Here is a 20727-nt window from a genome sequence, read left to right as displayed (position 1 = left end):
TTCTCGGCAATTGCTCCTGCATTGCTCTACCTCCTGCATCCATGCTGTCGTAAATCAGATATTTTTAACGCAGATAGCGACTGGTTTCATCGCTCAAAATGATTAAGTATTATTGCGATTGGTATTAATTACAGTAACATCATTATCTTTTCATACACCGCCACCAGCCAAACCAGTGCTAAAATAACCAATGACAAGGTCACCGCTGCCGAGGCCATATCCTTTGCGCGCCCAGACAGTACATGATATTCAATCCCCACTCTGTCAGTCAGCGCTTCGATGGCCGAATTGAGTAGTTCAACAATCAACAGTAATAAATACGGAATAAACAACACGAGCCAATGAGTCAGTGACTGCGCCAGAAAAACCGATAACGGTAATAAACACACCCCTAAATAAATTTCTGAGCGAAAAGCTGACTCTTCTTTAAATGCGGCCTTAAAACCTTTAATTGAGCACCTTGTGGCTTTTAAAATACGTCCAATACCAATGCCGTTGGGTTTATTGACCAAGGGGATTTTGGGTTCTTTCATGCTGTTCCTAGTACGAATAAACTTCGCAGATAATATTCATAAATACCTAAAATGTCATCTTCGCTTTACTAAGATAAGCACTTTCCTGGCACACTTGGGGGATTTGTCCGTGAAAACGCATTCATTTTTAGCTGTTCACGCAATGCTTGTAATGACTTAAACACACTTTTTAAAGATACTTTATTACTTAACCAATGCGGAATAGCACCGCTTGGGTCTGCATACGCTTGGTGGGTAATCAGTAAGTTATTTTGCTATTGCTCTAAGCGCCAATAAGCGGTGAGCTCTTTAATACGCACCACCCCTTTTACCAAGGGTTTAACGTGGGGCTGGCTGGTAATTTTAAGCTCGGTTTTATTATCGCTTAAGGTGTGATAGCAAGAGTAGCTCACTAAATCACGATCAGAAACCGGCCAAGGCGAGTTAAAGCGCGTATAAACGAGCGTCTCTGCGGGGCTAAGCCGCTCTATTAAGGTTACACTTTGAACATTTTCGAGCCAATTTGGCGCGTTGTCGGTGTCGCTAAGTAAGGCCATAAAGTCATCTGCCTTGGTATCTTCAACAACCACAGATGCGTTAATTTCGATAATGCCACTGTCATGTTTTTGATACGTGACCTTTATACCTTCTTGCTGCTTGTAAGTATGCCATTCTATTGGGGTCGCGACAGTTGAACAACTAAACCACGCTAACCCAATGAATAGCCAACGATTCACAGATTTATAACCAGTAGGGATCAGTATTGAATGAGGCATGACGACTTTGTTCCATGGCGCTCACTAAAAACTCTGACTTTTGCTCGAGCCACGTTTGAATCTTTGCTAATTCCTGATCGTCTTGTCCTGCACACAACTGCTTTAAATACTCAAGAGTACTGAGCTCGTAAATACCATGCGAAATATCTAACCAAGGAATACGAAACTCGCTTCTGTCGTCTTTATTAAATAATGCCCCCAAACAGTTACCACTTAACAGAGAGTTTTCTAGACGAGTACGCAACGATAAATAGTCTTTATCACTCAGTGCTTGTTGTTCAGGAATAAGCTCATGCATATCGTGCCAATCTTTTGCAAATAAGCGCTTGGCTATATCTGCTACTGGTTTTTCTGCTGCTTGGAACTCTGCCTGCCCCCACGACTTACGCCATTGCTTTTCAATCAACCAGGTGGTCAATTGCAACAGCAAACGGTTGTAACGGGTGCTGTGAAATAACGCTTTTACATCGTCAATACTCGGCTGAAGCTCTTTTAGGTCGTTAATCACTTGAGTTAGCTCTGGTGCGCTATTAATTTTTTTATAATAGGCGTGACGTTTTGAGGTATAGGTTTTTAACTGAATGGCGTTTTCTACCCACGCCAACTCACTCAGCAACCACTTTAACTCAGTACGTAATGACTCTGTATCATCCTTACTAACAATATCATCGAACAGCCAAAAGGTGTGGCGAATTAATCGAATGCCATCAGTGACTCGTTTCAAGGTTTTTAAGCTCGGCTTGATGAAGTAACAGGCTTCATGCTTTTGTACAAAGCGAATCGCGTAATTTATCCCTGCGACCAAAGCTTGTTCTTGTGTGGCCTCTTTTTTAAGAGGCACAAACCCAATCGATTTACTTGCTTTTAGTGGGGTGTTATCAGCTAAGCCATAACCTCGTGCAGCTTTCGAATATAGCCCAAGACGCACATTACATTCGCTAACCAGTTTATCTGCAAGGGCAAATAACTCGTGGCGACTGCCTTCAATTAATTCCACTTCAAGCTCAGAGATCAGCTCAACTTTACCTGACGCTGCAATTTCACCTTTATCAAGTACAACCTCAATTTTAGCTCCACTGTTGGTTTCGATTAACCACGTGCGACGAATAAAGTTAGTACTAAAAATAGGATACAGGTTGTCGGCAATCGCATTAACTTGCATGCCATGCGGCCAAATTGTGGCATCAAAAGCCATTAAATCTGGGCGACCACCCTCTAAAGGTAAGTTATATTCTGGGCGTTGATGTAATCCACCTACAACTTCGCCAGCGAGTTTAATCGTTTGCTCGCACTGGTTATCACAGCAGCGGGTACGCAAACCAATATCCAGTGCGCGTAACTCACGACTTGGCGTATCATAGTAAGCATTTTGTAAGCTGCGTGACGGTTTATTTGTAACGGTTTTTGCAAATTGAGTAATTAATGCGGGGATCAGTGGAACAACGGCATCTGACACCAAAAACTTCAGTTCTATCTCAGTATCCATTCGTTTTGCGGAGTACATTTAAAATAAATAAGTGCTCAAAATAAACAAAGCAGCTACTTAATGCAAACTTTTTCCTGATTTTTACACTCAAACCCTGTCTTGGATTACAATATCAGCCTTGCTATTAATAGTTGAAATCCCTACTATCTCTATACATTACGTATTTAAAAATTTGACCATTTTTGGGCAAGGTTACATTAACAAGGTAGATTGATGTTAAAACAGTGTATTTTTGGGCTGCTCCTATCAGCCGCCACTTTCATTAGCTATGCAGAAGAAGCGCCTACAAGCGACAACGGAAACACCGCATACATAGTCGACAACCTCTATACCTTTATGCATTCAGGCCCGAGTAAAAACTACCGTATTTTGGGGTCAGTTGATGCAGGTACTCAAATTACCTTGTTATCAGAAGAAGATAATGGTTATTTTAAAATTCGCGACGACAAAGACCGCGAAGGCTGGGTAGAAACGAAGTTTATCAGCGAAAACGCCGGTATCCATCAGCAATTTCAAGCTCTGAATAACGACATGACCTTGATGCAAGAGCAATTACGCCAAGCAGAAATTGAACTACCGCAATTACAAGAACAAAACAGAACCCTCACTGAGCAAAACCAAGCGCTAAGCGAACAAATTGAAAAACTAAAAAGTACCATAGAATCTGAGCGCAACGTGAAACAATTAGCCAGTGCCAAAGAAAAACGCCAACTATTAACTTACGGCGGCGCTATTGCATTTATTGGTTTATTACTTGGTATTATTTTAACGATTATGCTTTCACGCCGTAAACGTTATGATGGTTGGGCGTAATAATAGCAACCCGCAATAATAGTTAATCATTTTTAGGGATTAATTAAGCGAGTGGGTATAACCCAGCAAAAAATCTTCATAAAAAAAGCACCGTTTGGTGCTTTTTTTGTTTAGATATCGAATCTTAAACCGCTATCTTGTTTTATCTTTTCGATCACCATATAGGTGTGGTGCGTACCAACACCGGGAATATCGACCAAATCACCCAAAACTTGGCGATATTCGTCCATATCAGAGACTCGCACTTTTAATAGGTAATCGTATCCGCCTGCCACCATGTCGCACTCGACCACTTGTGGAATATTTAAAATATATTCTCTGAACACCTTAAACACTGAGGTATTTGAGGTCACTAACGACACTTGCACATGAGCCAACAAACTTTGATTAAGCTTGGCTTCGCTTAACTTTGCATAATACCCCTCAATGTAGCCCTCTTGCTCTAAGCGCTTAACACGGTCAAGGCATGGACTCGGACTCAAATTGACCTGTTTTGCCAGGTTTACGTTCGATATTCTGCCATTTTTTTGCAGAGCGTCTAAAATTGCTAAATCGATACGATCTAACATGCGTAATCTATTCGGGTTAGTCATAACAGAATTTTATGCGGCTAAGTTAACGGTATGCCCTGTAAATTATCGTAAATCGAAAAATATAACCAGCATATTCTGCTGGATTTTAATTAGAATGCACGGATTATATCAATGGTAAGAAATACTTTTAGTTTATTTCTAGACTCCACATACCAGAGGGTTACATATGCTATTTAATGGCGATTTGACAACTGAATGTCCAATTAGACAAAAGATCCGCGACTTTTACCGTATAGATGAAAATGCGGTTATCGATCACATTTTGCCTTTGGCTGAAGTAGGCGTTAAAGCCCGTAGCCGAGCGTGGGAACGTGCTCGTCAAATGGTTTTAAATATCCGTCGCGACCAAGATGGTCAAAGCGGTGTCGATGCACTGTTAAACGAATTCTCACTATCGAGTGAAGAAGGCGTTGTTTTAATGTGTTTAGCAGAAGCATTACTACGTGTTCCAGATAAGGCAACGCAAGACTCGCTTATCCGTGACAAGCTTGCCAAGGGTGATTGGAGTTCGCATTTAGGTAGCAGTGACTCTTTATTCGTAAACGCCTCATCTTGGGGTCTGTTAGTAACGGGTAAAATGGTTAACTACAGCGACAAATCTAAAGAGCAACAATTTGGTGTGCTTAAGAAAACCATTGGTCGTTTAGGTGAACCGGTTATTCGTAAATCTGTGAACTTCGCGATGAAGATCATGGGTAAGCAGTTCGTAATGGGTCGTACCATTGACGAAGCAATTGAACGTGCTGCTGATAAAGAACAAAAAGGCTACGTATACTCATACGATATGCTAGGTGAAGGCGCGCGCACCATGAAAGATGCTGAGCGTTATTTCCAAAGCTACATGACAGCCATTCACGCAATTGGTAAAGCTGCAAATGGTCGTGGCCCAATAAAGAGCCCGGGTATTTCAGTAAAAATTTCTGCGATTCATCCACGTTACGAGTTCACGCATCGTGAACGTGTTATGGCTGAAATCGTACCAAAACTAAAAGAACTTGCACTTGCAGCTAAAAGCTACGATATCGGCTTTACGGTTGATGCTGAAGAAGCTGACCGTTTAGATATCTCTTTAGATATTATCGAAGCGGTATTCAGTGATGAAGAACTGGGTAACTGGCAAGGTTTCGGTTTAGCAGTTCAAGCCTACCAAAAACGCGCTATTTTCGTTGTTGAGTGGGTTGCAGACCTTGCACGCCGTGTTGGCCGCAAATTAATGGTTCGTCTTGTAAAAGGCGCATACTGGGATACCGAAATCAAAACCACACAACAAGATGGTTTAGATCACTACCCTGTATTTACCCGTAAAGCGACTACCGACGTATCATACAAAGCCTGTGCGATTAAACTGCTTGAAGCACGCGATGTTCTGTATCCGCAATTTGCAACACACAATGCTTATACAGCAGCGACGATTTTAGAAGTTGCAAAAGGCGATCACGAAGGCTTCGAATTCCAACGTTTACACGGTATGGGTGAATCACTGTTCGACCAAATCGTTGAACAAGAAAAAATTCAGTGTCGTGTATACGCACCCGTAGGTCAGCATGAAGACTTACTTGCATACTTAGTACGTCGTTTATTAGAAAACGGCGCTAACTCATCGTTTGTTAACGCGATTGTTGATACCACTCAACCAGTTGAAGCACTGTTACCTGACCCAGTTGAAACACTGCAAGGGCTGCGTAATAAGTACAACACGCAAATCAAGATGCCTATCGATTTATACGGTGACGAGCGAGCGAACTCAAAAGGCATGGATTTAACTGACATCAATGCCATTACACCATTTAAAGAAAACCTAGACACCTGGTTTGCAGAAAATCGCATTGAGTTAAATGATGTACCAGAAGGTTCAATTGCAGTTAAAAACCCTGCGAACCACAAAGAAATCATTGGTCATGTGAAACTACAATCATCTGACGAGATGACTGCGCTTCTTGAAAATGCTGAAAAAGCGTTTGAATCATGGTCACAAACACCGGTTAAAGAACGTGCTAACTTACTTCGCCGCATCGCTGATATTTTAGAGCGTCACCACGATGAACTCGTCGCTCTTTGTATTAAAGAAGCGGGTAAAGTGGCGCAAGATGGCATTGATGAAGTGCGTGAAGCCGTTGATTTCTGCCGTTATTACGCTGCTCGTGCTGAAGAGTTATCTGAAGATGAGCGTTTTGAAGCGCGTGGCGTGATCTTATGTATCAGCCCATGGAACTTCCCGCTTGCTATCTTCTTAGGCCAAGTTGCTGCTGCTATCGTAACGGGTAACACGGTGATTGCAAAACCAGCTGAGCAAACAAGTTTAATTGCGCTTCGTACAATTGACCTTATGTTATCTGTTGGCTTACCTGAGCATGTTGTACAACCTGTTATTGCACGTGGTAGCGAAGTAGGTAAGACAATTGTACCTGATGAGCGTATTCAAGCTGTGATGTTCACAGGTTCAACTGAAACAGGCACAATCATCTCGCAAACACTGGCTGCACGTAACGACATTCAAGTGCCGTTAATTGCAGAAACAGGTGGTCAAAACTGTATGATCGTTGACTCAACAGCGCTTCCTGAGCAAGTTGTTGATGATGTGATCAGCTCTGGCTTCCAAAGTGCAGGTCAACGTTGTTCTGCATTACGTGTTTTATTCTTACAAGAAGATATTGCTGATGGCATCATTGAGATGATCAAAGGCGCATTAAAAGAGCTTCATGTTGGCGACCCTTCATTACTTTCGACTGACATTGGTCCTGTAATTGACGAAAAAGCACTGAAAAACTTAAACGAACACGTTGAATACTTAAAAGGTAATGCAACACTTCATTACGAGTGTGCTATTCCTGATAACAACGAAAATGGCGCTTATTTCTTCGCACCGCGTTTATATGAAATTAAAGACCTTTCAGTACTTAAACGCGAAGTATTTGGTCCATGTGTGCACATTATTCGTTTCAAAGGCTCAGAGCTTGATAATGTGATTGATCAAATCAATGGCACAGGCTTCGGTCTAACAATGGGTATTCACTCACGTATTGAAGAGCGTTGTGAATACTTAGCAAAAATGTCTCGTGCAGGTAATGTGTACGTAAACCGTAACATGATTGGTGCAATTGTTGGTGTGCAACCATTTGGTGGTCGTGGCCTTTCAGGTACTGGCCCTAAAGCAGGTGGTCCTAACTACTTACAACGTCTTGTGAAAGAAAAAGCGTCACCTGATAACGTACAAATGACGAACCTATCACCTGATGAGCTAGACACTCACCATTATTCAGGTGCGGCTGAGCAAGTTGCTAAGCTAATGGAAAACTCATTACGCGATGAAAAAATCTGGCGTGCAACACCGTTAAACGACCGCGTTTCTGCGGTACGTCAGTTGTTAGCAAAAGTCGCTACTGTCGAAATTATCGACGAGCTTGCTGATGACTTAGCATTAACATTAGCCGATGCACGTGCGCAGCTTAACCGCCTTGAAAAGCACATGCGTAAACACACTGTATTACCTGGACCAACAGGTGAATCTAATACGCTTCACCTTGAGCCTCGTGGTTGTGTTGTGTGTTATGCCGATAAGAGTACTTCATTTAACTTCTGGGCGATTTCAATTATCACAGCACTTGCTGCGGGTAATACTGTCATCACCGTTGCATCTGAACTGTTCTACGAAGAAGCGGTTGCTTTCAAAGACAAGTTTATTTCAACAGGTATCGCCGAAGGTGTATTCCAAGTTGCTAAGCCTAACCAGTTACAAGCTATCTTGGCACACCCTCACCTTGCCGGTGCGGTTGTAGCAGCTCGCTCATCACGTTTAGGCTATTTCAGCCAACAGTTAGCACAACGTAAAGGGGCGATTCTGCCAGTGATTAGCTCTGAGTACTACGATACGCTAATCAAGCGCTTACTGACTGAAAAAACAATCAGTATCGATACAACAGCGTCAGGTGGTAATACATCACTGATGACGCTTGTTGAAGACGATGAGTAAACAGCGCATAAAAGTTAACTAACTTTGCTGTTATAAAATCTAAAAGCCCCTGTACCTAACAGGGGCTTTTTTATACCCAGATAAAATAGCCTAACATTAAGAAAAACAACCACTTTATAGACGAAAAGCTGCACCAATTTCAAAATTATCACCTTTATTATTATTTACTAGAAGACAAATTATCTGCTAGGTTAAAGGTAATGTATTTAACTTGAAGTAAAGGCCTTGAAAACTCTCCCTATTGATCAACTTAAGCCCGGTATGTTTGTACAAAGCGTTACAAAACAGACAGGCAAAATCCGCATTAAAAACCAAGGATGGGTGAAGACTCAGGGAGGTATCGATAAACTAGCTAAAGCGGGTATCTTAGAAGTCGTTATCGACCCCGATAAAACGCTCACAATGAGCAGTGACAATAAAGTGGAAGAGCAGCAAAACACTTCGCCGCCAGAGCCGCAAACCGTCGCCCATAACCCTTGGCATACATCGCATAGCGTGTCTGCAGAAATGGCCAAAGCGAATAGTTTATACAACGAAGCAAAATCACTCCAAAGCAAAGCATTTAATGATATTCGTACTGGTAATAAAATTGATATTGCGCCATTTCAAGAATTGGCCAGTGGCTTTATGGACTCCGTTTTCCGTAATCAAGATGCCCTTGCCTGCATTACCAGAATGCGCGAAAAAGACGCCTATTTACTCGAACACTCAATTAACGTTTCAATTCTTATTAGTATTTTTGCCAAACACTTAGGCATCGATAAAAGCATCATTCAAGAAATAGCGACAGGTGCCCTATTGCATGATATTGGCAAAATAAAAATACCTGATGAAATACTCAATAAGCCAGGCAAGTTAACAGACGAAGAATATCAAATCATTCAAGACCATGCCCGTTTCAGCAAAGAAATATTAGAACAATCAGGCCTCAGTGGCATCGCAGTTGAAATTGCGGGTTTCCATCATGAGCGATTAGATGGCAGCGGCTACCCATTCGGTAAGCATGGTGATGAATTAAGCCTGTACGTTCGTATGGCGTCGATTGTTGATGTATATGACGCACTCACCGCAGAGCGAGTCTATAAAGCCGGTATGGAGCCAATTAAAGCATTTAAAATTCTAAAAGATGGCTGCCCAGATAGTTTTGATGGCGACCTTGTGACGAAATTTATTCAATGTATCGGTATTCACCCTGTCGGCACCTTGGTGAAACTTGAAAGCCAAAAGCTTGCCGTGGTTACACGAAGTAACCCAAGCAGCCCATTAAAACCCGTGGTAAAAGTGTTTTATAACGCCAAGCATGCACACTATACCGAAGTGCAAGATATTGATTTAGCAAATAACCGTTGTCACGATAGCTTAGAAGCAGCAGTCAGACCCAATGACTTTAATGTCGATCTGATCCGCTTCTTCAAAAACTCAATTTTGCCATAACCACTATTTTTAAATATAAGACTGGCTACTCAGGCCAGTCTTGCAGTGCCTTTAACGTAAACTCGTAACCGTCGTAACTAAATAAACTTTGCTCAGGTGTGATTTCTATCACATTGAGTACGCCAATATTATCGCCTTCATACAATTCACGACCATTTATCTTTATCCAACGTTTAGAGGCTTCAGAGGCATAAATATGCGCCTGATACTTAATAGTTGGGATCAAGCTTTGCAGCGAGTCAGGCAGCAGTTCGACAGGCTCTGCGTATGATGAGTTTTTAGTACTGCGCGTTATATCAGCCACATGCTTATTATCGACATCTTGCACTGCTCTCTCGAAGGCACTTTTTAAGTTATTAGGCACGTCGTTAAATTCGTCATCAACCACGGTTTGGTTGACTTGCGATGGGCTTTGATCATTTAGCGGCTTACCCAGCACCTTGTATTTGCTCATGTCAATGTCTCGACTGCTCATTTGCTGCGGTGTCATTTGTTGCATTTGCATTGGCTGCGAAAATTGCGGTTGCTGAGGCTGATAAATTGGCTGATTTTGATACACAGGCTGTTGATAAACAGGTTGCCCTTGATAACCTTGATTAGCATAAACAGGCACGGTATTAACGGGTACTTGTACCCATTGATATTGCTGCCCTTGCACAGGAACTTGCTGCATCATTTGCTGCTGAGGTGCGACTGTAACAGGCACTTGGCCCACATTATTCGCAGTATTGTTAACAGGTGGATTAGCCTGTGTATTGGCAGCTTGCGGAACAGCTGTTGCGGGTGCTTCCTCTGTCACAGGTACATTATTTGTATCTGTTGCCGCTAAAGTCTCTGTTGCTTGTGAAGAACTTTGTGTCTCTTCAGCACTGTTACTAGTAACTTGCTTTTGCGCAAAAGGTTCATTTTTTTGCAGCCATTTACCAATAGAAAAGCCTGCCATCAGCGTTAAAATAACCGCTAGTAATAACCCAAACGAAAAAGCAAGACGGCGATAACGGGTTAATTCTTGTTGTTGTTTAAGCTGCAGAGCAGCGTGGTCATGATCAATCGCTGTTTGCTCGTGTTGACCAGATTGTTTAATTGCATCTAAAAGTAATGACATAAATGATCACTCGTTATATTAGGTAAGATAAACCAATACCCATACCCAATACGGCTAAAAATGAAACAGGATAAAGCCAAACATAACTTGGCTCTTTGTTCGCAGTTGACGAAATAGGCGCACTGCTTGGCGGTAAAGCTTCAACTGCTGAGCGCATGACAAGCTCACTATCAATGCTCAGCTTTTGCTGTGAAAAAGCCCCGACTAAGCAGCGCTCACACAATAAATTAATAAGCCTTGGCACCCCTTCTGTTACTTGGTAAATCGCTTTTAAGGCATCAGCAGAAAAGAGCGCTTGTTCAGTGCCAGCTTTGAGTAAACGGTGTTTAACATAAGCAAACACTTGGCCTTCGCTAAGCGGTAATAAGTGGTAACGCGCCGTTATACGTTGAGCAAGTTGTCTAAGTTCGGTGCGTTTTAATAGCTCTTGTAGCTCAGGCTGCCCAACTAACACTATTTGTAGTAACTTTTTATGATCTGTTTCTATATTCGTCAATAAGCGTAATTGCTCAAGCACATCGGGAGCCAGCAATTGTGCTTCATCGATAATTAAGATGGTATGACCGCCTGCTAAATTATTCGCCTCAAGATGCTTTTTAATCACATCTGTTAAGGTTTTTAATGTGGCATTTTCGCTGTCATAGTCAATCTTAAGTTCGTCGCAAATACTGGCAAGCAATTCAAGTTGAGACAATGCCGGGTTGTGAATTTGTGCGACTTGCGTGTTTTCAGGTAACTGCTCTTGCAGACTTCTGGTTAATGTTGTTTTACCTGTTCCCACTTCGCCGGTTAAAAGTACAAAACCGCCGGCTTCACCTAGTCCATAAGTAAGGTGCGCTAAGGCCTCTTTATGACGCTCACTAAGAAATAAATATTCAGGATTAGGGGCAATCGAAAAAGGTTTTTCTGACAAGCCAAAATAGCTTAAATACACCGTGATGTTCCTTGCGTTTAAAATCACGGCCTATAATGGCAAAAAACTACGCGACTTAAAACCTTGTTCGTACGTTATACTAAAATTACTTTAAGATAAAAAACACGGCCCCGAATAAAGCGCCTATTTTTTGGAGTTTGGGTATCGCTGGCAAATAACGTAAAATACCGAAAAGGTAAAAATAATAGGTGTACTATGCAGGTTTATTTGGTCGGTGGCGCTGTAAGAGACGCACTGTTAGGTCGTGAAGTAAAAGAACGCGACTACGTTGTCGTAGGTGCAACTCCCGAGCAACTAATTAAACAAGGCTACCAACAAGTCGGCAAAGACTTTCCTGTTTTTTTGCACCCAAAAACAAAAGAAGAATATGCACTTGCCCGAACTGAGCGGAAACAAGGCCAAGGTTATACGGGATTTATCTGCGATTTCACGCCCGATGTCACTTTAGAACAAGACTTAATCCGCCGAGACCTAACTGTTAATGCGATAGCGCAAGCCGAAGATGGCACATTAGTTGACCCTTTTGGTGGGCAAAGCGATATCGAGAACCGTTTATTACGCCATGTTTCAGATGCGTTTTCTGAAGATCCGTTACGTATTTTACGAGTCGCCCGATTTGCTGCTCGTTATCATTACTTAGGCTTTTCTATTGCGCCAGAAACAGAACGTTTGCTTATTGCGATGGTAAAAGCAGGCGAGCTTGAAACACTCACAGCGGAACGAGTTTGGTTAGAATGCGAAAAATCTCTTAGTGATGGCGCATTTGCAGAGTTTTTAAATACTCTCTTTAAAATTGGAGGCTTACATGTGATCAGCCCCACGTTAGAATCACAGTGGAGTGATGCATTGTATCAAACGATGCAAGCGCGCTTTGATTATGCCAACAAGCACTCTATTACAGACACAGCATTACTTTTTAGCCAAGTGACACTCTCGCTAACAGAATCTGATATTCACACAATCGCACAGCAGATCCGTCTACCAAATGAAGTGCGTGATGTTGCTCTTAACACTGTTGCTCATCGTTCAATATTGACTGACAAGCAGCCGGATTGTGACGCACTGCTAGGCTGTTTTAACCGACTTGATTTATGGCGTCGTCCTGAGCGTTTAAACGCCGTACTCAAGGCGTTAGAAATAAGTGAACAAAAGCCAGTGGCATGTATAACACAACTACACCAAGTGACTGAACAGGCAAGCGCTGTCGATCCACAGCAATTTATCGCCCAAGGAATTAAAGGGGCCGACATAAAAACCGCGCTTGAAAACGCGCGGCTATCTATCATTAAAAATTATTTTTCATAACGTACGAGTCGCAGAAATACATCGGATTCTTTAGCGTGAAGACTGTTTATGCCTTTATCAAACTGATAAACCCAAGCAAGGTCTGTTCGCTCTTTTCCTGATGTGCTGCTCCAGTAATTTTGCAGCTTAGTAGCAAGAAAGACACTTTCGTTAATACTCGGCTGCACGCATCGATGCTCTAAAATGCTGGCTAACTCTTTTACATTAGGCACATGCCAATCAGAAAAACCGGCAAGACGCGTATTCTTTGCACCGCGTAATGCTTCACCCCAGGTTAGCTGCTGGCTGGTGCCTTCACATGTTGCCGTTGCACTATTGTAAGTTTGTCCAAAGCTACAACGTTGCCACATTAAGCCTGTTTCTACATCACTTACCGTGCCATTTTCGTTAATGACAAAGCGGCTGTCTGGGGTCGTTTGCGTTACCGCATCGTAGCAAACCTGCGCCATAGCAAATGTAGGCTGTGTTGCCAGTAAGGCAACCGATGCATAGAAAGATAGTTTACGCATATTATTCTCCCGGTGTTCTTACTAAGCGGACAAAGGCGGTTTTCCCTTTCGGGTAGGCCAAGTCGTTTGCGCTACTCATATCAATGATATATGCCTGCGACAAACTGGTACCATCCACAGCGGTTTGTGATGTCCAATACGGCATAAACGGGTTGCCATCATCGCTTAGCTGAATATTGCTTGGCTGATTTGGAAAAAACTCACTGTTGAGTAAGCTTGCTTCACCTTGTTTAGCGTAATCCAGTATTCCAAGAAGTTCGGTATAGGTGGGAACACGCCAATTAGTGCCGCCGCAAAAATCAATCGCATTCACTTCATTCACATACGTTTGTAAACCACACGCAGTGTTACTTGGGCACGTTGAGTTTGCTGCACCTTGAACACTGCCCGTTTGTACCCCGTTATTACTATTTAAATACCACGTGTAATGATTTGTTGCTGCACGGTTAGTGGTTGCCGGTGGCAGTGTGGCACTTGCCGCTTTTACTTCCCAAATTAAGCCTGTCACGTTATCGCGTACACAACTAAAGTTTACTGCGTCGTCTGGCAGCTCATCCGCAAATTCATTTAATTTTGTAAAATCAAATGCCAAGTCACCTTGGCCTACTTTATCAAGTTGATTAGCAACACTGTCACGCCCTAAATCTGCATCTTGAGCTGGGAAGTTGTCACTTTTGCAGTTAATTTTTTGCGTGTTGTTATAGCAATCGCTCATGCCCGTATCATTTATAAGGCCGAGGGGTTTAGGGCTGATACCAATCACTACCGTATCTGTATCACTGCGCGATTTACTGTCGGTTACGGTAACCTCAAAACTAAGTTCTGTGTCGGTATCAACATCAGAGGCAATGAATGTGGTGATACATTGATTTTGATTTGCAAGGGTGACTATTTCACCCGTTAGTTGTTCCCAATAGCACTGCTTGGTTGCAGTCACAATTTCACTGTTACTTGCATCAAGCGTAACGGTATCAAACTCTATAACTTGCTGATCTTCCCCAGCGTTAGCAATGATTACTTCAAGGGTTTTATTAAGCGTAAATGACTGTTCAGAGCTTGCAGAGCCCCCTTCATCATCGGTCACTGTTAGTCGCCATGTCATTGGCGTGTTTGATTCTAGCAGCGGGTGAGTAAAGCTAATCGTTTGATTATTAAAGCTATCAACGGTTAAATCTGGGCCCGAAAGCTGAGTCCATAAGTAACTGTCTATCGAACCATTTTCATCAATATCGACAGACTCTTCACCACTGAGCACAATAGTATCATTGTATTTTGAGGGCAGTTCTTGCGGTGCAGTTTGCGTGATCACGGCAACAGGCAGCTGGTTATTAGAGGTAATGAATATGCTTACTTCATCACTGACTAACTGACCATCACCCGTTTGATAATTAACTTTAAGTACGAGCTCTGAGTCTCGCTTAATATCAGGGGCAGTGAGAGTTTGCTCAGCACCTTCTGCTGGGAACCCCTCTACAACAGGGCCACTTACTCGTTGCCACGTAAATGTTCCATCAGCAGGCGAGCCCTTAGCCAATAATGTAAACTCGCTTTTTTCAATAATTTGCTGATCAGCTCCAGCATTAACTGTCGCAGCGATTGGTGTTGTGTCACTCGACCCACCGCCCCCACAGGCTGTGAGTGTCGTTAATGCAACAACTACAAGAGGCACTAATCTCATGTTTACCACCTTAAAATGCAACGTTGGCTTTATAACCAACGGCCAAATAAGAAGATAACTAGCAAGTAAAGTGCCAAGAACACCCTAAATTATAAGTAACTTTCTTGATGAATACGCACAAACAATTTAGTGCCAATTTTACTGTAATCTATCTTATATTCTCGGCCATCAAGGGCTTGAATGAACAATAGACGTTTTTCTTCTGCAAAAACATCAGGGCTGGTGATGTAAACCATTTCGAGGTAACGCTCTTTTGCTTCACGACGGTTTTTTGGCAGATCTTCTTTAAACGGTTCAAGACCATTTTGTGTCACTTTTATACGTGGGTGGGTTTCGCCATTCACAATTACTAAGTCGAGTTTTTTATCTTTATGAATAATTGTGTTTCGACCACTTTTAATAAAAGAACGTTCTTGACTCATAGCCTTTTCCTACTTACTGCCACCTAATTACTTACATCTTTCTGTAAACGAGTATTGATAAATTCACTAGGGTTTAATTTCCAACGATTCAAATCTGCACTGAATTGCCAAATATCAGTATCAAGTGCATTGGCAGGCAACAATAAATCGTACCCTGTCAATTGCCTCAAATGCTGCGTACGATTAGCAAACATGGCAATCAATCCTTTGTAAAGCTGACCACTAGGGGCAGTGTAGTCCGTCTCTTCAACTAACCATTCTGATGGGCAATTGCCATTTTTGCAATGTTTTTGAACAACTTGCATAAATATATGACGTTGTTCTATTAATAATCGCCCTGCAATTCGGGGGTGAATCTGAGTTAAAAATTCATCTATGTTATTGAGTTTAATACCAACTGCGTTTAACTCAAGGTATTCTAAGCCTTGTTCCACTTTTGGGACGCCACTGTGGTGAAAGTTTTCTCGTTTTAATTGCCAATGCCCAACTTTATGATGATATATAAGCAACTGATTAGTATAGGTAAAGCTATAATAAGGCTCTTGTGTTTTTAAAAAGCCGACAAATATAGCAGCAAGGCAGCTACTGACTAAAAAAATTTCCACTATACTAATCTCACCGGGCCGTAGCAGGTTAAACAGCATAATGAATACAAGCCCAATGCCTCCGACCAATAAAAACTCAATACCATGTCGCGAAGCCTGTGCCCGTACCTTTAAAATCGCGTTTTTGTTATCCATACACTGAAAAGTAAAAAATAAACATTACAATTGTGACCAAAACAATCTTTCTAAGCGTTAAACAATACGGACACTTGGTTTGTTTACTCATACTTACACCTCTCTTCTCATAACAATTAAGGAACAAATACGCTGAACTTTTAACTTTTACGCCAAATGCACAAATATATGAGATACCTGACATACGGGGCACGTACTAATTTTGTACACTACACTCAACTAATTTTCTGGTAACACGATGATGTATTCGACACAATCTGGTAAAGCGCTTTTTCCTTTTATTATTACCCTTTTGCTAGGGTTATGTATTTATTTATATTTACCTTCAAGCCAAGGCGAGCAAAGCAACTTTGGAGACCGTTCAACCCAGGTTGTCGCACATACCGTCACGGCTGAAGAAAATGCCGTTTTAATCGAAGCGATAGGCAGCGCGCGCGCGAATCAAGCGATCTTCATTCGCAGTGCACAAAACGACTATGTGACTGATATATTTTTCAATGATGGCGATTTAGTAAGTAAAGGTCAAAAACTAGTTCAGTTACAAGCACAACAAGAAGAATTAGCAGTAAAAGAATTGAGTATCAATTTACGTGAAGAAAAACGCCAACTAGACCGCTTAACCGAACTATCACGTTCGCAAGCAACCGCTAAATCGTTACTTGAAGAGCAATTGTCTCGTGTAGATGCCACCGAAGCTCAGCTTGAAAGCGCCAAAACTAAACTGGCAGAAATGACCATTAAAGCGCCTTTTTCAGGCTTATTAGGTAAGCGTGAAATCTCGATAGGTACTTATGTTAATAGCACCACCAATATTACCACTCTCGATGATATCAGTATTATAAAAGTGGACTTTAAAGTTCCTGAAAAATACCTTGCGCAACTGCAGCTAGGCATGAAAGTCATGACTCAAAATGATGCTTACCCAGGAAAAACCTTTAACGGCAAAGTCACGCACATCAGCTCACGCATTGACTCGGTTACTCGCAGTGTTGAAGTGACGGCCAGTTTTACCAATTCAAGCGGTTTATTACGCCCTGGCATGCTGTTAAACACTGCATTACAACTGAGTTCAAACCAAGCACTCATGGTGCCTGAAAAAGCAGTAATCCCTCAGCAAGATAAACACTATGTATTCAAAATTGAAGACGGGGTTGCCAATAAAGTTGAAGTACATGTAGCGGGACGTCATAACGGGTGGGTTGCCATCGATAAGGGTCTAACAGATGGTCAACAAGTCGTGACTGAAGGCATTATCAAAATTCGCACTGGCAGCAAAGTTAGTATCAAGGGCTAAACCATGAAAATTACAGATACTAGCGTTAAACGTCCGGTCTTTGCGATCGTAATAAACTTACTGTTACTTACCTTTGGTCTCGTCGCTTTTTCGATGCTACCACTGCGTGAATACCCTGATATTGAAACCCCGATTGTGAGTGTAAGCACATCGTATACTGGGGCCAGTGCAGAAATTATTGAAACCAAAATAACCCAAGTGCTCGAAAATCGTATTTCGGGTATTGAAGGGATTAAAAGCATTAATTCGTCAAGCCGTAATGGCCGCTCAAACATCACTATTGAGTTTAATATCAGTCGCGATATCGATGCCGCATCAAACGATGTGCGTGAGCGTGTAGCACGTGCGCTTGATAGCCTACCAGAACAAGTACGCCCACCTGAGGTGTCAAAATCGAACAGCGATGAAAGTCCAATCGCTTGGTTTGTCCTTAATAGTTCGACAATGGATTCGTTGCAACTTTCTGACTACGCACAGCGTTTTATTGTCGACCGTTTAGCCGTAGTTGATGGTGTGTCGAATGTACGTGTCGGTGGTGAGCGTAAGTACGCCATGAAAATTTGGCTAAACCGCAAGGCCATGGCGGCGCGCGGGATTACCAGCAGCGATATCGAGAATACCTTACGCACAGAAAACGTTGAACTGCCCGCTGGTGAGATTGAATCGATTGACCGTGATTTTACTGTGCGTACAGCACGCAGCTATAAGGATCAACGCGACTTTAGAAACCTGGTTATTAAACGGGGCGACGACGGCTACTTAGTGCGCCTAGGTGAAGTGGCCGATGTGCATTTAGAAGCCGCTGACGACGAAAGTTTATTCCGTGGTAATGGCCGTAACATGATTGGTTTAGGCATTGTAAAACAAGCAAAAGCGAATACCCTTACGGTGGTAGACAATGCCCGCGCCGAACTTGAGAAAATAAAACGTAACCTACCTGAAGGCACCACGATTCAAGACAGCTACGACTCGTCAGTGTTCATCAAAGAATCGATTAACGAAGTGTACCGCACACTCGCTATTTCAATGGCCTTGGTTGTCTTAGTTATCTACTTATTCTTGGGGAGTATTCGCGCGACTTTAGTGCCCGCAGTTACTGTCCCTGTGGCACTCGTTGGTAGCTTTATGTTCTTGCTTGCCATGGGATACTCAATCAACTTGCTTACCCTACTCGCTTTAGTGTTAGCCATTGGTTTAGTGGTCGACGATGCCATTGTAATGCTTGAAAACATTCACCGCCGTATAGAGCTTGGTGAGCCACCTTTACTTGCTGCCTTTCGTGGGGCACGTGAAGTAGGCTTTGCCATTATTGCCACCACGCTGGTGCTTATTTCAGTGTTTGTGCCACTGGTCTTTATGGATGGCCGTATTGGCGCATTGTTCACAGAATTTGCCATGGCAGTGAGTGCGGCTGTGTTTTTCTCAAGTATTACAGCGCTAACCTTGTCACCAGCGCTGTGCTCAAAGGTACTTAAAGCCTCTGAAAAAGAAAGTAAATTTAGCCAATGGATGGATAAAACATTTGCCAAAATTGAACATGCGTATCGTAATTCACTAGCATCAAACATGAGTCGAAAATGGAGCTTGTTGCTCACCATGATCATGACAGGCGTTGCCAGCTTCATGCTATTTCAGCAAATTCCTTCGGAACTGACGCCAAAAGAAGACCGCGGTACTTTCTTTATCATGATGAGCGGCCCTGAAGGGGCAAGTTACGAAAATAACGCCGCTAATATGGCTAAAATCGAAGAGCGTTTAATGCCATATTCAGAGTCTGGTGAGTTGAGCCGTGTGCTCATTCGTGTACCTGGCTGGGGCGGCCAAGGGGGTGTTGCAATCGTTGGTATGGCCGATTGGGATAAACGAAAACGCTCAACATGGGAAGTGATCGATGAAATTAGTGGAAAAATGCAAGAAGTGACCGACATTCGAGCCTTTGCTATTATGCGCAGTGGTATTGGTGGCGGTGGCTCATCACGTCCAATTGAGTTCGTATTACAAGGTAACGATTACGACCAATTAGCCGATTGGCGTGACCGCATTATTAAACGTGCTGAGAAAAACCCAGGCCTTGTGCGCATTGACCACGACTATAAAGAGACATTCCCACAGTTTTTAATCAATATCGATAAAAACAAAGCCGCTGATTTAGGCGTGTCTGTATCCGATGTAGGCCGCACTCTTGAAACCATGCTAGGTCAACGTCGAGTGACAACCTTTATCGACCGTGGTGAAGAGTACGATGTGATCCTAAAAGGGACCAAAGAAGACTTTGCTAACCCGACGGATATCTCAAATATCTACTTAAAATCACGTAGTGGTGAACTCGTGCCGCTAGATAGCCTCATTACGCTAAAAGAAGAAGCGACTGCATCACGTTTAAATCGCTACAACCGTATGCGTGCGATTACTCTTAGCGCCAACTTAGCTGATGGCTACACCTTAGAAGAAGCACTGAACTTTTTAAATCAGGTTGCCGCTGAAGAGAACGACATTGATGGCGCCATTGATTACAAAGGTGAGTCTCAGCTGTTTTACGAAGGTGCATCAGCGATGACCTATGTGTTCATCCTTGCACTGACAGTGACGTTCTTAGTGCTTGCAGCCCAGTTTGAAAGTTTTATTCACCCACTGGTGATCATGCTAACCGTGCCACTCGGTTTAGTTGGGGCCTTATTTGGTTTATGGTACACAGACTTAACGCTAAATATTTACAGCCAGATTGGTATTGTGATGCTAATAGGTTTAAGTGCTAAAAATGGTATCTTGATTGTTGAATTTGCAAACCAGCTACGAGATAAAGGCGTTGAGTTTAACGAAGCCATTACACAAGCTGCTACGCAGCGTTTACGTCCCATTATTATGACCTCATTAACAACCGTAATGAGCTCTGTACCGCTAGTACTCGCAAGTGGTCCGGGTGCAGAAAGCCGTATGGTAATTGGTGTTGTGGTATTCACCGGCGTAATTGTGGCAACCTTACTCACCTTGTTTGTTGTGCCCGCTGCGTATACTGCCTTTGCGCGTAATACACAGTCACCAGAGTACTTACAAAGTAAACTGGAACAGCAAGCGAAAGACAAACCGTTAGAAGAAATTTAGACGCTCTGTAGCTTTTAACAAAACGCCGTCTTTACGGCGTTTTGTTTTTTCAGC

Annotated in this window: 16 protein-coding genes; 6 read left to right on the top strand and 10 right to left on the bottom strand. The window is 42.6% G+C overall.

What is annotated here, in order from left to right:
* Positions 1 to 128: 128 nt before the first annotated feature.
* The 3 genes from H3302_RS03135 to H3302_RS03125 all read right to left on the bottom strand — a co-directional run bounded on the left by H3302_RS03135 (position 129) and on the right by H3302_RS03125 (position 2774).
* The gene (locus tag H3302_RS03135) at positions 129 to 533 is read right to left on the bottom strand and encodes a diacylglycerol kinase (RefSeq protein WP_182396135.1); all 405 of its coding nucleotides are present in this window, start codon (positions 531 to 533) and stop codon (positions 129 to 131) included.
* Positions 534 to 787: 254 nt separating this feature from the next.
* Positions 788 to 1288 carry an START domain-containing protein gene (locus H3302_RS03130; RefSeq protein WP_182396134.1) on the bottom strand — a complete coding sequence of 167 codons (501 nt, stop codon included), beginning with the start codon at positions 1286 to 1288 and terminating at the stop codon, positions 788 to 790.
* Positions 1254 to 2774 carry a CYTH and CHAD domain-containing protein gene (locus H3302_RS03125; RefSeq protein ID WP_036970831.1) on the bottom strand — a complete coding sequence of 507 codons (1521 nt, stop codon included), beginning with the start codon at positions 2772 to 2774 and terminating at the stop codon, positions 1254 to 1256. The genes H3302_RS03130 and H3302_RS03125 overlap by 35 nt, the downstream gene beginning before the upstream one ends.
* A gap of 213 nt (positions 2775 to 2987) precedes the next feature.
* On the opposite strand from H3302_RS03125, the gene H3302_RS03120 reads away from it, so the two are divergent.
* Entirely contained in the window at positions 2988 to 3587 is a 600-nt protein-coding gene (locus H3302_RS03120; RefSeq protein WP_036970833.1) for a TIGR04211 family SH3 domain-containing protein, read from the top strand.
* A 110-nt stretch (positions 3588 to 3697) separates the two neighbouring features.
* Here the strand turns inward: H3302_RS03120 and H3302_RS03115 are convergent, their stop codons facing one another.
* Positions 3698 to 4180: a winged helix-turn-helix transcriptional regulator gene (locus H3302_RS03115; protein ID WP_036970835.1), complete on the bottom strand. Its 483-nt coding sequence runs from the start codon at positions 4178 to 4180 to the stop codon at positions 3698 to 3700.
* Positions 4181 to 4346: 166 nt separating this feature from the next.
* On the opposite strand from H3302_RS03115, the gene putA reads away from it, so the two are divergent.
* Complete coding sequence (gene putA / locus H3302_RS03110; RefSeq protein WP_036970837.1) at positions 4347 to 8150, top strand: bifunctional proline dehydrogenase/L-glutamate gamma-semialdehyde dehydrogenase PutA; 3804 nt, start codon at positions 4347 to 4349, stop codon at positions 8148 to 8150.
* Positions 8151 to 8375: 225 nt separating this feature from the next.
* Entirely contained in the window at positions 8376 to 9584 is a 1209-nt protein-coding gene (locus H3302_RS03105) for an HD-GYP domain-containing protein (protein ID WP_065978031.1), read from the top strand.
* Positions 9585 to 9609: 25 nt separating this feature from the next.
* On the opposite strand, the gene H3302_RS03100 is transcribed toward H3302_RS03105, so the two are convergent.
* Positions 9610 to 10689 carry a general secretion pathway protein GspB gene (locus H3302_RS03100; protein WP_118844016.1) on the bottom strand — a complete coding sequence of 360 codons (1080 nt, stop codon included), beginning with the start codon at positions 10687 to 10689 and terminating at the stop codon, positions 9610 to 9612.
* 13 nt (positions 10690 to 10702) lie between these two features.
* Positions 10703 to 11623 carry an ExeA family protein gene (locus H3302_RS03095; protein WP_036970843.1) on the bottom strand — a complete coding sequence of 307 codons (921 nt, stop codon included), beginning with the start codon at positions 11621 to 11623 and terminating at the stop codon, positions 10703 to 10705.
* A gap of 195 nt (positions 11624 to 11818) precedes the next feature.
* Here H3302_RS03095 and H3302_RS03090 point away from each other — a divergent pair, with 195 nt between their 5' ends.
* On the top strand, positions 11819 to 12928 hold the full coding sequence (locus tag H3302_RS03090; RefSeq protein ID WP_065978028.1) for a tRNA nucleotidyltransferase: 1110 nt from the start codon (positions 11819 to 11821) through the stop codon (positions 12926 to 12928).
* On the opposite strand, the gene H3302_RS03085 is transcribed toward H3302_RS03090, so the two are convergent.
* From H3302_RS03085 to H3302_RS03070, 4 genes are all read right to left on the bottom strand, one after another.
* Positions 12916 to 13377, bottom strand: a complete 462-nt coding sequence (locus H3302_RS03085; RefSeq protein WP_227006851.1) for a DUF1566 domain-containing protein — start codon at positions 13375 to 13377, stop codon at positions 12916 to 12918. The two genes, H3302_RS03090 and H3302_RS03085, sit on opposite strands and share 13 nt — an antisense overlap.
* A gap of 61 nt (positions 13378 to 13438) precedes the next feature.
* The gene (locus H3302_RS03080) at positions 13439 to 15115 is read right to left on the bottom strand and encodes a DUF1566 domain-containing protein (protein WP_182396133.1); all 1677 of its coding nucleotides are present in this window, start codon (positions 15113 to 15115) and stop codon (positions 13439 to 13441) included.
* A gap of 89 nt (positions 15116 to 15204) precedes the next feature.
* Positions 15205 to 15537 (bottom strand): hypothetical protein, encoded by a 333-nt coding sequence (locus tag H3302_RS03075; RefSeq protein WP_036970853.1) that lies wholly within the window; start codon positions 15535 to 15537, stop codon positions 15205 to 15207.
* 23 nt (positions 15538 to 15560) lie between these two features.
* A complete protein-coding gene (locus tag H3302_RS03070) occupies positions 15561 to 16277 on the bottom strand; it encodes a DUF2982 domain-containing protein (protein WP_036970855.1) in 717 nt (238 codons plus the stop codon).
* Between the two features lie 241 nt (positions 16278 to 16518).
* Between H3302_RS03070 and H3302_RS03065 the strand changes: the two genes are divergently transcribed.
* Positions 16519 to 17571, top strand: a complete 1053-nt coding sequence (locus H3302_RS03065; protein WP_036971758.1) for an efflux RND transporter periplasmic adaptor subunit — start codon at positions 16519 to 16521, stop codon at positions 17569 to 17571.
* Positions 17572 to 17574: 3 nt separating this feature from the next.
* Positions 17575 to 20673, top strand: coding sequence for an efflux RND transporter permease subunit (locus H3302_RS03060; protein ID WP_182396132.1), 3099 nt, complete (start codon positions 17575 to 17577; stop codon positions 20671 to 20673).
* Positions 20674 to 20727 lie beyond the last annotated feature (54 nt).

The organism is Pseudoalteromonas sp. MT33b (assembly GCF_014117385.1).
Classification (GTDB): Bacteria; Pseudomonadota; Gammaproteobacteria; order Enterobacterales; family Alteromonadaceae; genus Pseudoalteromonas; species Pseudoalteromonas lipolytica.
Note: the sequence above shows the minus strand (reverse complement) of the source record. Positions and strands in the feature narration are given on the sequence as shown.